Annotated in this window: 11 protein-coding genes; 10 read left to right on the plus strand and 1 reads right to left on the minus strand. The window is 66.4% G+C overall.

From position 1 onward, the window contains the following. Positions 1–158: 158 nt before the first annotated feature. Positions 159–3611 carry a DNA-directed RNA polymerase subunit beta gene (locus VFA08_07535; GenBank protein ID HYZ13442.1) on the plus strand — a complete coding sequence of 1151 codons (3453 nt, stop codon included), beginning with the start codon at positions 159–161 and terminating at the stop codon, positions 3609–3611. Positions 3612–3690: 79 nt separating this feature from the next. Next, positions 3691–7623: a DNA-directed RNA polymerase subunit beta' gene (locus tag VFA08_07540; GenBank protein HYZ13443.1), complete on the plus strand. Its 3933-nt coding sequence runs from the start codon at positions 3691–3693 to the stop codon at positions 7621–7623. 81 nt (positions 7624–7704) lie between these two features. On the opposite strand, the gene VFA08_07545 is transcribed toward VFA08_07540, so the two are convergent. Then, positions 7705–8163, minus strand: a complete 459-nt coding sequence (locus VFA08_07545) for a MarR family winged helix-turn-helix transcriptional regulator (protein ID HYZ13444.1) — start codon at positions 8161–8163, stop codon at positions 7705–7707. 522 nt (positions 8164–8685) lie between these two features. Here VFA08_07545 and rpsL point away from each other — a divergent pair. From rpsL to rplW, 8 genes are all read left to right on the plus strand, one after another. Beyond that, entirely contained in the window at positions 8686–9060 is a 375-nt protein-coding gene (rpsL, locus tag VFA08_07550; protein HYZ13445.1) for a 30S ribosomal protein S12, read from the plus strand. A gap of 7 nt (positions 9061–9067) precedes the next feature. Continuing rightward, positions 9068–9538 (plus strand): 30S ribosomal protein S7, encoded by a 471-nt coding sequence (rpsG, locus tag VFA08_07555; GenBank protein ID HYZ13446.1) that lies wholly within the window; start codon positions 9068–9070, stop codon positions 9536–9538. 161 nt (positions 9539–9699) lie between these two features. After that, on the plus strand, positions 9700–11736 hold the full coding sequence (gene fusA / locus VFA08_07560) for an elongation factor G (GenBank protein ID HYZ13447.1): 2037 nt from the start codon (positions 9700–9702) through the stop codon (positions 11734–11736). Between the two features lie 15 nt (positions 11737–11751). Then, positions 11752–12936, plus strand: coding sequence for an elongation factor Tu (tuf, locus tag VFA08_07565; protein ID HYZ13448.1), 1185 nt, complete (start codon positions 11752–11754; stop codon positions 12934–12936). A gap of 28 nt (positions 12937–12964) precedes the next feature. Next, the gene (gene rpsJ / locus VFA08_07570) at positions 12965–13273 is read left to right on the plus strand and encodes a 30S ribosomal protein S10 (GenBank protein HYZ13449.1); all 309 of its coding nucleotides are present in this window, start codon (positions 12965–12967) and stop codon (positions 13271–13273) included. A 16-nt stretch (positions 13274–13289) separates the two neighbouring features. After that, positions 13290–13943 carry a 50S ribosomal protein L3 gene (rplC, locus tag VFA08_07575; protein ID HYZ13450.1) on the plus strand — a complete coding sequence of 218 codons (654 nt, stop codon included), beginning with the start codon at positions 13290–13292 and terminating at the stop codon, positions 13941–13943. Next, a complete protein-coding gene (gene rplD / locus VFA08_07580) occupies positions 13943–14617 on the plus strand; it encodes a 50S ribosomal protein L4 (GenBank protein ID HYZ13451.1) in 675 nt (224 codons plus the stop codon). The genes rplC and rplD overlap by 1 nt, the downstream gene beginning before the upstream one ends. Beyond that, positions 14614–14904, plus strand: coding sequence for a 50S ribosomal protein L23 (gene rplW, locus VFA08_07585; protein HYZ13452.1), 291 nt, complete (start codon positions 14614–14616; stop codon positions 14902–14904). The genes rplD and rplW overlap by 4 nt, the downstream gene beginning before the upstream one ends. The last annotated feature ends 3 nt before the right edge of the window (positions 14905–14907 follow it).

Below are 14907 nucleotides of genomic sequence, written 5' to 3' on the forward strand. Positions count from 1 at the left end.
GATGGGCCAGGGGAGTAACCTGCGTCCCGATTTGGACCGGGTGCCCCGCCCGGGGATTGACGCTGCCTGGGGCTTCTCGTAGACTGCTCTGTTGCCGTGCCGTCTCCCGCCTGCCCGGATTCCAGGCGCCGCCGCATTCACCCTGGGGGGGATAGTTCTTGCCTGACCAGCTGGTCCCTGTTCGCGATCGTGTCAGTTTCGCCAAGCTCGACGAGGTCCTTCCGCTTCCCGACCTCGTCGGCGTTCAGAGAGAGTCCTTCGATCAGCTCCTTGCCGAGGGCCTGAAGGAGGTCCTCGAGGAAGTCTCTCCGATCGAGGACTTCACGGAGCAGTTCCAGCTCCACTTCGGGAAGCACACCTTCAAGGAGCAGAAGTTCTCCGAGGAGGAGGCCAAGGACAAGGATCAAACGTTCTCCCGCCCCTTGTTCGTCGAGGCCATGTTCGTCAACAAGGCCACCGGCGAGATCAAGGAGCAGGAGGTCTTTATGGGTGACTTCCCCATGATGACCGAGCGGGGGACCTTCATCATCAACGGCACCGAGCGTGTCGTGGTGTCTCAGCTCGTCCGCTCGCCGGGCGTGTACTTCAGCCATGACATCGACAAGACAACCGACAAGGACGTCTTCGTGGCGAAGATCATCCCGTCGCGCGGCGCCTGGCTCGAGTTCGACGTCGACAAGAAGGACACCGTCGGCGTCCGCATCGACCGAAAGCGCCGCCAGAGCGTCACCATCTTGCTGAAGGCGCTCGGCTGGTCCACCGAGGAGATCCTCCAGCTGTTCGAGCACGCCCCGTCCATCCAGAACACCCTGGAGAAGGACCACTTCGAGACGCCCGAGGAGGCGCTCGAGGATATCTACCGGAAGCTCCGCCCGGGCGAGCCGCCCACGGCGGAGTCGGCGCGCACGCTTCTGGAGAACCTCTTCTTCAATCCCAAGCGGTACGACCTGGCGCGAGTGGGCCGGTACAAGGTCAACAAGAAGCTCGAGGCGGCCCAAGGCGTCCTCGCGACTCAGCTTCGAGCCCGTGCCAAGCAACTGGACGAGCTGGCCAATCCCGACAAGAAGGGCTGGGATCAGCCGCGCTACCGTGTGTGGGGCGAGCTCCAGAAGGACGAGCAGGGTGAGGGCGGTCCCAAGTACAAGAGCATCCTCACCTACGAGGACATGCTGCGAACCGTCCGCTACCTGGTGAAGCTCCACGCGGGCGAAGAGGGGTACGAGCCCGACGACATCGACCACTTCGGCAACCGGCGGCTCCGCTCGGTCGGCGAGCTGATCCAGAACCAGATCCGGATCGGCCTGTCCCGGATGGAGCGCGTCGTCCGCGAGCGGATGACCACTCAGGACGTCGAGGCGATCACCCCACAGACGCTGATCAACATCCGGCCCGTCGTCGCGTCGATCAAGGAGTTCTTCGGGACCTCGCAGCTGTCGCAGTTCCTGGACCAGACCAACCCGCTGGCGAGCCTGACCCACAAGCGGCGCCTGTCGGCGCTCGGACCGGGAGGGCTCTCGCGCGAGCGCGCCGGCTTCGAGGTCCGCGATGTCCACGCCAGCCACTACGGCCGGATGTGCCCGATCGAGACTCCGGAGGGTCCGAACATCGGCCTGATCGGCTCGCTGTCGACCTACGGACGGATCAATCAGTTCGGGTTCGTCGAGACGCCGTATCGCCGCGTCACCGCCGGTAAGGCCACAGACAAGATCGACTACCTGTCGGCCGACGAGGAGGACCGGCACGTCATCGCCCAGGCCAACGAGCCGCTGAAAAGTGATGGGCGGTTCGCGAACGCTGCGGTGCTGGTTCGGCGCAAGGGCGGCGAGGTCGACCAGGTTGCCCCGGACGAGGTGGACTACATGGACGTCTCGCCGAAGCAGATCATCTCGGTGGGGGCGGCCCTGATCCCCTTCCTGGAGCACGACGACGCCAACCGGGCCCTCATGGGCGCGAACATGCAGCGCCAGGCGGTGCCCCTGCTCCGCTCCGAGGCCCCGCTGGTGGGCACCGGCGTGGAGTTCCGTGCCGCGGTGGACGCCGGCGACGTCGTCCTGGCCGAGGAGGCGGGAGTTGTCGAGGACGTCTCGGCGGAAGACGTCGTGGTCCGCGAGCGGACCGGGAACCTGCGCACCTACCGACTCGAGAAGTTCCGCCGGTCCAACCAGGGCACCTCGATGAACCAGAAGCCGATCGTCGCGACCGGCGACAAGGTCGTGAAGAACCAGGTCATCGCGGACGGCCCATCCACGGAGTCCGGCGAGATGGCGCTCGGCCGCAACCTGATCGTCGCGTACATGCCCTGGGAGGGCCACAACTACGAGGACGCCATCATCATCTCGGAGCGTCTCGTGAAGGACGACGTGCTGACGTCGGTCCACATCGAGGAGCACGAGGTCGACGCGCGCGACACCAAGCTCGGAGCCGAGGAGATCACGCGGGACATCCCCAACGTCTCCGAGGAGATCCTGAAGGACCTCGACGAGCGCGGCATCGTCCGCATCGGCGCCGAGGTGAACCCCGGCGACTACCTGGTCGGCAAGGTCACACCCAAGGGTGAGACCGAGCTGACGCCCGAGGAGCGCCTGCTCCGCGCGATCTTCGGAGAGAAGGCGCGAGAGGTTCGCGACACGTCACTGAAGGTTCCGCACGGTGAGAGCGGCAAGGTCATCGGCGTTCGGGTGTTCACTCGGGAGGAGGGCGACGAGCTCCCGCCCGGCGTGAATCAGCTGGTACGGGTATATGTGGCGCAGAAGCGGAAGATCTCCGACGGCGACAAGCTCGCCGGCCGCCACGGAAACAAGGGCGTCATCTCGACGATCCTGCCCGAGGAGGACATGCCGTTCCTCGCGGACGGGACGCCGGTCGACATCATCCTGAACCCGCTCGGCGTGCCGTCGCGGATGAACCTCGGGCAGGTCCTCGAGGCGCACCTCGGGTGGGCAGGGCTGGTGGGGTTCCGAAAGGACGGCCAGGACTTCACCGGGCCCGTCTATGTCGAGACGCCCGTGTTCGACGGCGCCCGTGAGAACGAGATCCTCGAGGCGATCCGGTCGGCTCATCCGAATGCGGACGGCGTGCGGCTGGTCGACGAGGTCGGCAAGGCCGTCCTGTTCGACGGGCGAACGGGCGAGCCCTACGAGGAGCCGGTCACGGTGGGTGTGGCCTACATCCTGAAGCTGCTCCACCTGGTCGACGACAAGATCCACGCTCGATCGACCGGGCCCTACTCGATGATCACGCAGCAGCCGCTCGGCGGGAAGGCGCAGTTCGGCGGCCAGCGGTTCGGCGAGATGGAGGTGTGGGCGTTGGAGGCCTACGGCGCGGCGTACGCGCTGCAGGAGCTGCTCACCATCAAGTCGGACGACGTCCTGGGCCGGGTAAAGGTGTATGAGGCGATCGTGAAGGGCGAGAACATCCCCGAGCCGGGGATCCCCGAGTCATTCAAGGTCCTCATCAAGGAGATGCAGTCGCTCTGCCTGAACGTCGAGGTCCGCTCGGCCGAGGGCGAGGAGATCGAGCTTCGCGAGACCGACGAGGACGTGTTCCGCGCGGCCGAGGAGCTGGGCATCGACCTGTCGAGGCGTGAGCCGGCCGGCGCGGACTTCGACTGAGTTGGCTGCTCACAGGGGTTTCGGGAACACGAAATCGTTATACGAGATGCAGGGGTCGACGCACGGGGAGGCCTGCTGAGTGCTTGACGTGAACTACTTCGACGAGATCCGGATCGGGCTTGCTACCGCAGACCAGATCCGGGCCTGGTCCAACGGCGAGGTCAAGAAGCCGGAGACGATCAACTACCGGACGCTGAAGCCGGAGAAGGACGGCCTGTTCTGCGAGCGGATCTTCGGTCCGACGCGGGACTGGGAGTGCCACTGCGGCAAGTACAAGCGCGTCCGCTTCAAGGGAATCATCTGCGAACGCTGCGGTGTGGAGATCACCAGGTCGAAGGTCCGCCGCGACCGCATGGGCCACATCGAGCTCGCGGCCCCGGTCACCCACATCTGGTACTTCAAGGGTGTTCCATCGCGCCTGGGGTACCTGCTCGACATCGCCCCGAAAGATCTCGAGCGGATCATCTACTTCGCCGCGTACGTCATCACGCGGGTCGATTCGGATCGCCGGCACAAGGACCTCCCGGAGATCGAGAACGAGATCGACGAGGAGAAGCGCGAGGTCGACGCCGAGCGCGACGACGAAATCAAGCGCCGCCTCGGCGAGCTCGAGGACCGTCTCCGCGAGCTCGAGGGCGAGGGTGCCAAGGGTGCCCAGCTCTCCGCTGCGCGGCGCGAGGCGCAGCGCGACGTCGACCGGATCACCGAGCAGGCCAAGCGCGAAACCGATCACCTGGATGAGGTGCTCTCGGCCTTCAAGGGCCTGACGGTCAAGCAGCTCGTCGCCGACGACGCCGTGTACCGCTCGCTTCGTGAGCGGTTCGGGGACTACTTCGACGGGGGCATGGGCGCCGAGTCCATCAAGCGCCTGCTCCAGGACCTCAAGCTCGAGGAGGAGGCCGACAACCTCCGCGATCAGATCGCGACGGGTAAGGGGACGCGCCGGCTGAAGGCGATCAAGCGGTTGAAGGTGGTCTCCAACTTCACCGAGGGCCGCAACTCACCCATGGGGATGGTGCTCGACGCCGTTCCGGTCATCCCGCCCGACCTGCGCCCGATGGTGCAGCTCGACGGTGGGCGGTTCGCGACGTCGGACCTGAACGACCTGTACCGCCGCGTCATCAACAGGAACAACCGGCTGAAGCGGCTGCTCGACCTGCAGGCGCCGGAGATCATCGTCAACAACGAGAAGCGGATGCTGCAGGAGGCCGTCGACGCGCTGTTCGACAACGGCCGCCGCGGTCGTCCGGTCACCGGTCCCGGCAACCGCCCGTTGAAGTCCCTGAGCGACATGCTCAAGGGAAAGCAGGGGCGGTTCCGCCAGAACCTGCTCGGAAAGCGGGTGGACTACTCGGGCCGTTCGGTCATCGTTGTCGGCCCGGAGCTCCGGCTGCACCAGTGCGGGCTGCCCAAGCAGATGGCCCTCGAGCTGTTCAAGCCGTTCGTCATGAAGCGGCTCGTCGACCAGGGTCTCGCGCAGAACATCAAGAGCGCGAAGCGGATGGTCGAGCGGGCCCGTCCAACCGTATGGGATGTGCTCGAGGAGGTCATCAAGGAACACCCGGTGCTCCTGAACCGCGCTCCGACGCTTCACCGTCTGGGTATCCAGGCGTTCGAGCCGGTGCTCGTCGAGGGCAAGGCCATCCAGATCCACCCGCTCGTCTGCACGGCGTTCAACGCCGACTTCGACGGCGACCAGATGGCCGTGCACGTTCCGCTCTCGGCCGAGGCGCAGGCCGAGGCGCGCGTGTTGATGCTCTCGACCAACAACATCCTGTCGCCGGCGCACGGGCGGCCGATCGCGGTTCCCAACCAGGACATCGTCCTAGGGCTCTACTACCTGACGATCGAGCCAGAGCCGGTCGAAGACGAGAAGACGATCCCGGCGTTCGCATCGGCGGACGAGGCGCTGATGGCGCTCGACCACCGGCGGATCCGGCTGCATGACCAGATCCGCATCAGGCTCCCCGGCAAGGTCATGCCTGCCGAGCTCATGCCCGAGACCGTCGACGTCGAGCAGAACGGTCGCGCGCCCATCATCACCACGACGGTGGGCCGGGTCATCCTGAACCAGGCGTTCCCGGACACGGAGGAGTACGTCAACCGGCCCCTGCTGAAGGGGGATATCGCCAAGCTCGTTGACCTGTCCGTACACCGGTACGACCGTAACCAGGTCGAGCAGATCCTGGACAACCTGAAGAACTTGGGGTTCCACTACGCGACTCGGGCCGGCGTGACGCTCGGCGTCGAGGACGTCACGACGCCACCGGACAAGGCGAAGATCCTCGACTACTACGAGACGCAGGCGTCCCGGATCGAGTCGCAGTACCGAAAGGGGATCATCACCGACGACGAACGCCGTCAGGAGCTGATCGAGATCTGGACGGCGGCCACCGACAAGGTCAAGGACTCGATGGAGGCGCAGTTCGGGAAGACGAATCCGATCTACATGATGGCCAACTCGGGGGCCCGAGGGAACATCATGCAGATCCGTCAGATCGCGGGCATGCGCGGCCTGGTGGCCAATCCGAAGGGCGAGATCATCCCGCGACCGATCAAGTCGAACTTCCGCGAAGGTCTGTCGGTGCTCGAGTACTTCATCTCGACGCACGGCGCGCGGAAGGGATTGGCCGACACGGCCCTTCGTACGGCTGACTCGGGATACCTGACTCGCCGTCTCGTCGACGTGGCGCAGGAGCTCATCGTTCGCGAGGAGGACTGCGGCACCGACCGGAGCGTGCCGGTGACGGTCACGTACGAGACTCCCCGTGGCACGCGTGAGCCGAACGCCCACCTCGAGACATCGCTGTTCGGGCGGGTGCTCGCCGAGGACGTTCGCGTCGAGCGTCGGAAGATCGCGTCGCGAGGCGACGAGGTCGACGACGCGCTCGGCGACCGGCTCGTTGAGGCGGGCGTGAGCGTCGTGCGGGTGCGTTCGGCGGCGATGTGCGAGGCCGAGGTCGGTGTGTGCCGCCTCTGCTACGGCTGGTCGCTCGCAACGGGCCGGCTCGTCGACATCGGCGAGTCCGTCGGCATCGTCGCGGCTCAGTCGATCGGCGAGCCCGGCACGCAGCTGACCATGCGGACGTTCCACACGGGCGGTGTGGCCGGCGAGGACATCACGCACGGTCTGCCTCGAGTGGTCGAGCTGTTCGAAGCCCGCAGGCCGAAGGGCGAGGCGTGGATCACGGAGATCCCCGGCCGAGTGTCGGTCGAGGACGACGAGGAGAAGAAGGAGCGGCGCATCACCGTCACGTCCGAGGACGGGAGCGATTCGGTGCAGTACAAGGTGGGGTTCCGGGCCCGGCTGCTGGTGGCCGACGGCGACACCGTCGACGTCGGGCAGCAGCTCACCGAGGGCTCGGTCAACCCGCACGAGAAGCTCCGGATCGAGGGCGTGCAGGCCCTGCAGCATCACCTCGTCGAAGAGGTCCAGCAGGTCTACCGGTCACAGGGTGTGACGATCCACGACAAGCACATCGAACTGATCGTTCGCCAGATGCTGCGAAAGGTGCAGATCATCGAACCGGGCGAGACCGACTTCCTGCCGGGTGACCTGGTCGACAGGCGGCGGTTCGAGGCGATGAACCGCGAGACCGTCGAGAACGGCGCTCAGCCGGCGACGGCGCGTCCGCAGCTGCTGGGGATCACGAAGGCGTCGCTGGCCACGGACTCGTGGCTCTCGGCGGCATCGTTCCAGGAGACCACCAGGGTGCTAACCGAGGCCGCGATCGGCGGCCGGAGCGACGGGCTCCTCGGTCTCAAGGAGAACGTGATCATCGGCAAGCTGATCCCGGCTGGAACGGGGATGAGCCGATACCGGAACATCGCGCCACGCGTGAAGCCGGAAGCGATCCCCGAGTACTGGCTCGCTCGCCAGCGGGAGCTGGCCGAGCAGGCCGAGTCGGGTGTCAGCGTGGCCGGCGAGCCGGTCCTCACCGGGGGGACCATGACCCGCGAGGAGGCCGAGCGCATGCTCGGCGGTGGGTCGTACAGCACGACGGAGGAGTAGCGGCCACCGCGGCGTTCGCGACTTCTGCTCGGATTACCACGGCGCGGGCGGCCTGAGGGCCGCCCTCGCCGCCTGGCGCAGCTAGTCGAACCACCAGCCCTGTCGAGCCGGACGGAGTGCACGCTCACACTGCTCCAAGGTCTCGAGCGCGCGCCGACGGTCCTCTGCGGACATCTGCCCGAGTCCTGCGACAGCTCTGGCGTTGACGGCGTCCAACGCGTTGGCGAGTCGCCGACGTCCGCGACGAGTCAACGTGATTGGCTTCGCGCCGACGTCGGGCGGCAGGACGTCGACGAGACCACCCAGCTCGAGCTGTCTGACGAGTCTGTGAATGCCCTGTCTCGTGGCATCCAGCTCCCGGGCGATCAGGCTCGCGTGCATATTCGGGCGCTCATCGAGGAGCAGCAAAACCTCCACCTGGGCGTATGAGAGACCGAGTCCTTCGACGGCGGCATTTAGCCGAATCCGAAGGACGCGGTGAAGTCGGCGCTCGGCCGCCACGAGTTCGCGCGGGCTGGCTGCGCGGGGTGCTCGACTCACCGCCGGCTGGTTGGACGGCAGCACGACCCGAGATGCGATGCATACCGTGGACCAACGACGGTGCCTGTCCTTTGTCCGGGTGCCTCGGGGTCGCCCGACTGCTGCTGTCCCCTTTCGCGGAGTCCCCTCTCGCGGCGAGTGGTCAATACCTTGACAGCAAAACCGCAGGTCAGATCCGTCAAGGTGTTGACACGTCCGCCGGAGAGGGCGGGTCGCCTCTCTCAGACGTCTCGGGCCTCCTAGAGCGGAATAGCCACCTCCGCCGTTCGTTGACACCCTTGGTTCGTGCCCGGTAACCTGCTTATTCGCGTCCGGCTCGGCGGGCGAGCCGGCATTCAGCACGCTTCCAGGGGGTAACCCGAGGGACACCTGCGCCCAGCACGTGGGTCACCATTCTGGGAGCCGGGCCGATGGCCCGGCTCTTTCGTCGGGAAAGGGGATGGAGGCGACAAGCCCCGACCACCCGGCAGAGGGGCCGCCTCACCGGCCCGTTGACAAGTCAAGAGTGCAGACGAGAGGACCATGCCCACCATTCAACAGCTCGTGCGGAACGGCCGGACCCGGCCCACGCACAAGACGAAGGCTCCCGCCCTCAAGGGCTCCCCGCAGCGGCGGGGCGTCTGCACGCGCGTTCAGACGATCACTCCCAAGAAGCCGAACTCCGCGCTCCGCAAGGTCGCCCGCGTTCGCCTGACCACCGGGGTCGAGGTCACCGCGTACATCCCCGGCGTCGGGCACAACCTGCAGGAACACTCGATCGTGCTCGTTCGCGCGGGTCGCGTTCGGGATCTCCCCGGCGTTCGGTACAAGGTCATCCGCGGCACGCTCGACACGGCCGGCGTTCGCGACCGGAAGAAGGCACGGTCGCGCTACGGCGCCAAGAAGGGTGGGGAGTGATCGCGCCATGCCGCGCAAGGGCCCTGCCGTACGCCGTGAGATCCTCCCCGACCCCGTCTATCAGAACGTTCTCGTAACGCAGCTCATCAACAAGGTTCTGCTGGACGGCAAGAAGTCGCTCGCCGAGCGGACCGTGTACAAGTCCCTCGAGGTCATCAGCGAGCGCACTTCGAACGACCCGGTGATCGCCTTGAAGAAGGCGGTCGAGAACGTTCGTCCGCTCCTGGAAGTGCGCTCCCGCCGCGTCGGGGGCGCCAACTACCAGGTGCCCGTCGAGGTCCGGCCCGCCCGCGGGACCACGCTCGCCCTTCGCTGGCTCGTGAACAACGCGCGAGCCCGCAAGGAGCATTCGATGGCCGAGCGACTCGTGGGCGAGATCATGGACGCCTCCAACGGCCAAGGCGTCTCGGTCAAGCGGCGCGAGGACATGCACAAGATGGCGGACGCCAACCGCGCGTTCGCGCACTACCGATGGTGATCGACGACAACACCGTGGCCGGAGGTCGCTGACAAGTGGCGACGCCGGCGGAGACTCTCAACGTGACAGATACAGCGCAGAAGGTCGAGCAGCGGGGCAGGTCCGGGAAGGGCCTGGTCATCCGCGAGTACCCGCTGGGCAGAACCCGGAATATCGGGATCATGGCCCACATCGACGCGGGCAAGACGACGACGACCGAGCGCATCCTCTACTACACCGGCAAGGCCTACAAGATCGGCGAGGTCCACGAGGGCACCGCCCTGATGGACTGGATGGTCCAGGAGCGCGAGCGGGGCATCACGATCACCTCGGCCGCGACCACCACGATGTGGAAGGACCACTGGATCAACATCATCGACACGCCCGGTCACGTGGACTTCACCGTCGAGGTCGAGCGTTCGCTTCGCGTCCTCGACGGCGCGATCGCCGTTTTCGATGCCGTCGCGGGCGTTGAGCCGCAGACCGAGACCGTCTGGCGTCAGGCGGACCGGTACCGAGTTCCCCGGATCGGGTTCGTCAACAAGATGGACCGAACCGGCGCGAACTTCGAGCGGACCGTCGAGATGATCGTCGACCGTCTGCACGCGAACCCGCTCGTGCTCCAGCTGCCTTGGGGGACCGAGTCGAGCTTCCAGGGCGTCATCGACCTCGTCGAGATGAAGGCGCTGCACTGGATGTCCGAGATGGGCGAGGAGTGGGAGACCACCGAGATCCCCGAGGAGTACAAGGACCGCGCGTTCGAGGCGCACCACGAGCTCTTCGAGAAGCTCGCCGACCACGACGAGGCGCTCATGGAGAAGTTCGTCGTGGAAGACGAGCCGACGCCAGAGGAGATGCAACGCGCTATCAGGCGCGCAACGCTCGCCGGGGAGGGCGTCCCCATCCTCCTGGGCTCCGCCTTCAAGAACAAGGCGATCCAGCCGCTCCTCGACGCGATCGTGAACTACCTGCCGGCGCCGACCGACGTTCCGCCCGTGGAGGGTCACACGCTCACCAGCGAGCACGCCGAGCGCAAGCCCGAGGACACCGAGCCCTTCAGCGGGCTGGTGTTCAAGATCATGTCGGACCCCTACGTGGGCAGGCTGACGTACGTCCGGGTCTACTCGGGCGTCCTTCGCGCCGGCGCGCACGTGGAGAACACGACGAAGGACCGTAAGGAGCGCATCGGTCGCATCCTGCAGATGCACGCGAACCACCGCGAGGACATGGAGGCCGCGTTCACCGGCGACATCGTCGCGATCGTCGGCCTCAAGCATTCGAGCACCGGTGACACGTTGGCCGACCCGGCGAACCCGATCATCCTCGAGTCGATCAGCTTCCCGACGCCGGTCATCTCGGTCGCGGTGGAGCCGAAGACGAAGGCGGACCAGGACAAGCTGGCCTCAGGTCTTGGCAAGCTCGCCGACGAGGATCCGACGTTCGTCGTGAAGTACGACGACGAGACGGGACAGACCGTGATCTCGGGGATGGGCGAGCTCCACCTCGACATCATCGTGGACCGCCTGCGCCGTGAGTTCAGCGTTGACGCGAACGTCGGCAAGCCGCAGGTGGCCTATCGCGAGACGATCCGCAGGCCGGTCCAGAAGGTCGTGACGCGGTTCGTCCGCCAGACGGGTGGTCGCGGTCAGTTCGCTCACGTGGTCATCGATCTCGAACCGACCGGTCAGGGCGGCGGGTACGAGTTCGTCAACAAGATCGTCGGCGGCAAGATCCCGCGCGAGTACATCCCCGCGGTCGATCAGGGCATCCAGGAGGCGATGGAGTCCGGCGTGCTCGCCGGCTACCCACTCGTCGACGTTCGAGCCACGCTCGAGGACGGCTCGTACCACGAGGTCGACTCGAGTGAGCTCGCCTTCAAGATCGCCGGCTCGATGGCGCTCAAGGACGCGGCGAAGAAGGCCGACCCCGTGCTGCTCGAGCCGGTCATGGAGTTCGAGGTCATCACGCCGGAGGAGTTCATGGGCGACGTGATGGGCGACGTCACGTCGCGGCGAGGTCGCATCGAGCGGATCGACGACCGAAGCGGCCAGAAGGCGATCCGCGTGCTGGTCCCGCTGGCCGAGCTGTTCGGCTACGCGACCGACCTGCGTTCGCGGACACAGGGCCGCGCGTCGCACACGCCGATGCAGCTGCATGCGTATAGCGAGGTGCCCGCGAACATCTCGCGCGAGATCGTCGCGCGCGTTCGCGGCGAGTAGAGGAGACGAGAAGAGATGTCGAAGAAGAAGTTCGAGCGCAACAAGCCCCACGTGAACGTGGGGACGATGGGACACATCGACCACGGCAAGACCACGCTGACCGCGGCGATCACCAAGCGTCAGGCCGAGAAGGGTCTTGCCGAGTTCACGCCCTTCGACCAGATCGACAAGGCGCCGGAGGAGCGTGAGCGCGGGATCACGATCGCCATCGCCCACGTGGAGTACGAGACGGAGAACCGTCACTACGCCCACGTCGACATGCCGGGGCACGCCGACTACATCAAGAACATGATCACCGGCGCCGCGCAGGTCGACGGTGCGATCCTGGTGGTCTCGGCGGCGGACGGGCCCATGCCTCAGACCCGTGAGCACGTCCTGCTCGCCCGTCAGGTGGGTGTCCCGTACATCGTCGTCGCGCTGAACAAGGTCGACATGGTCGACGACGCCGAGCTGCTCGACCTGGTCGAGCTCGAGGTGCGTGAGCTGCTGTCGAGCTACGAGTACCCCGGCGACGAGGTGCCCGTGATCCAGGTCTCTGCGCTGAAGGCGCTCGAGGGCGACGAGCAGGCGATGTCCAAGATCGACGAGCTGCTATCGGCAGTCGACACGTACGTACCGGAGCCGACTCGCGACGTCGACAAGCCGTTCCTCATGGCGATCGAGGACGTCTTCTCCATCACAGGCCGCGGAACGGTCGTCACGGGCCGCGTGGAGCAGGGCCGTCTTAAGAAGATGGGGGAGGTCGAGATCGTCGGCATCAAGGACACGCGCAAGACCGTCGCCACCGACCTCGAGATGTTCCGCAAGCTCCTCGACGAGGTAGAAGCCGGCGACAACGTCGGCGTGCTCCTCCGCGGGATCGACAAGGAAGAGGTGGCGCGGGGCCAGGTGCTGTCGAAGCCGGGCTCGGTGACGCCGCATACGGAGTTCATGTCGCAGGTCTACGTCCTGTCCAAGGACGAGGGCGGACGACACACCCCGTTCTTCAACGGCTACCGCCCGCAGTTCTACTTCCGGACGACCGACGTGACCGGCACGGCGCACCTCCCCGATGGCGTCGAGATGGTCATGCCCGGCGACAACGTCGAGATGCGCGTGGAGCTCGGCGCTCCGATCGCCATGGAAGAGGGCCTGCGCTTCGCGATCCGCGAGGGCGGCCGAACCGTGGGTGCCGGCCGCGTCACCAAGATCATCAAGTAGGAACGACAGGCCGAGGGGGAGCAGAGCGGTGGCGGGGCCCAGGATCAGGATCAAGCTTCGGGCGTACGACCATCGCATGCTCGACGTGGCCGCTCGCGAGATCGTCGAGCACGTGACCCGGACCGGCGCCAAGGTCGTCGGGCCGGTGCCGCTACCGACCGAGCGGTCGATCTACACGGTCATCCGCTCGCCGCACAAATACAAGGACAGCCGCGAGCACTTCCAGATGCTCACGCATAAGCGGCTGATCGACATCGTGGACGCCACGTCGAAGACGGTTCAGGAGCTTCAGCGCCTGAACCTGTCGGCCGGCGTCGACATCGAGATCAAGCTCTAGGGGCTCGTTCAGGGCGATGGCACAGGTCAAGGGAATCCTCGGGACGAAGCTGGGCATGACCCAGATCTTCGACGAAACGCGTGCGGTGCCGGTGACCGTGATCCAGGCCGGGCCGTGTGTCGTCGCGCAGGTCAAGACCGAGGCGCGTGACGGCTATCGAGCCGTGCAGCTCGCGTTCGGGGACACCAGGTCGCGCTCGGTGAACAAGCCGATGCAGGGGCATTTCGAGAAGGTCGATGCCGAGCCGGCTCGGTACCTGGTCGAGCTTCGAACCGACGACGCCGAGAGCTACACGCCGGGCCAGCTGATCAAGGCCGACGTGTTCGCTCCCGGTGAGCGCGCCGACGTGGTCGGCGTCTCGAAGGGCAAGGGGTTCGCCGGCGTGATGAAGCGCCATGGGTTCGCGGGGCTCTCGGGGAGCCACGGGACCGAGCGCAAGCACCGCTCGCCCGGTGCGATCGGCGCTTGCGCCACCCCTTCTCGCGTCTTCAAGGGCATGCCCATGGCCGGTCAGATGGGGAACGAACGCGTCACGGTGCTCAACCTGGAGGTCGTCCAGGCCGACCCCGAGCGCAACTTGCTCCTCCTGAAGGGCGCCATCCCCGGTCCGAGTGGCGGCCTGGTCATGGTCCGTTCGTCTGCCAAGCAGCCGGCGGAGAGTGGTGCCTGATGGCGAGCGTTCCCGTCGTCGACCCCACGGGGAAGAAGGTGGCGACGCGCGACTTGTCGGCCGACGTGTTCGAGGCGAAGGTGTCGGGGCCGCTGATGCATCAGGTCGTCGTGGCCGCGCAGGCGTCGCTTCGGCGAGGAACGCACGCGACCAAGACCCGGGGCGAGGTATCGGGTGGCGGCAAGAAGCCGTGGCGCCAGAAGGGGACCGGGCGTGCCCGGCAGGGTTCGACCCGGGCGCCGCAGTGGACGGGTGGCGGTGTCGTGCACGGGCCGCACCCGCGCGATCACGACATCCGGATCAACAAGAAGATGCGGAAGGGCGCGCTCCGTTCGGCTCTGACCGATGCGCTGCAGAGCGACAAGCTCGTCGTCGTGAACGACCTCGAGTTCGACGAGCCGAAGACGAAGCGCGCGGCCGAGATGCTCGAGGCGTTGAAGGTCGGCGGCAAGGTGTTGCTCGTGCTGGCCGGGCCGACGGAGACGGGAGCCGCGGAGAAGTCGTTTCGGAACATCGGGGGCGTTCGGGTCGCATACGCCGGGAGCCTCGGCGTGTACGAGGTGATCGCCGCCGACAAGCTGATCGTGACGAGCGCGTCGCTCGACGTTCTCGAGGGCGCGCGCGCCGCAGGCCCGGACGAGAAGGAAACGACGACGGACGGTGACGCCGAGTGAAGACACCACGAGACATCATCTTCCGCCCGGTCGTGAGCGAGAAGTCCTACGCGGGGCTTGAGCAGAACACCTACACGTTCCTCGTGGACAAGCGTTCGAGCAAGACCGAGATCAAAGAGGCGATCCAGCAGATCTGGGGTGTCAGCGTGACCTCGGTTCGAACGCTGAACCGCAAGGGCAAGGTCAAGCGTCGCCGCTTCACCATGGGTAAGCGAGCGGACGAGAAGCGCGCGGTCGTCACGCTGGCGGAGGGCGACCGCATCGAGATCTTCGAGACGGGGAAGTAGAGC

This window comes from Actinomycetota bacterium, from assembly GCA_035640355.1.
In the GTDB taxonomy this organism is placed as follows: domain Bacteria; phylum Actinomycetota; class UBA4738; order UBA4738; family HRBIN12; genus CALGFI01.

Coding starts and splice junctions, on each gene's coding strand:
- rplC (HYZ13450.1), top strand. CDS start 13,290: ATGGCACAGGTCAAGGGAATCCTCGGGACGAAGCTGGGCATGACCCAG.
- rpsL (HYZ13445.1), top strand. CDS start 8,686: ATGCCCACCATTCAACAGCTCGTGCGGAACGGCCGGACCCGGCCCACG.
- tuf (HYZ13448.1), top strand. CDS start 11,752: ATGTCGAAGAAGAAGTTCGAGCGCAACAAGCCCCACGTGAACGTGGGG.
- rpsG (HYZ13446.1), top strand. CDS start 9,068: ATGCCGCGCAAGGGCCCTGCCGTACGCCGTGAGATCCTCCCCGACCCC.
- rplD (HYZ13451.1), top strand. CDS start 13,943: ATGGCGAGCGTTCCCGTCGTCGACCCCACGGGGAAGAAGGTGGCGACG.
- fusA (HYZ13447.1), top strand. CDS start 9,700: ATGGCCCACATCGACGCGGGCAAGACGACGACGACCGAGCGCATCCTC.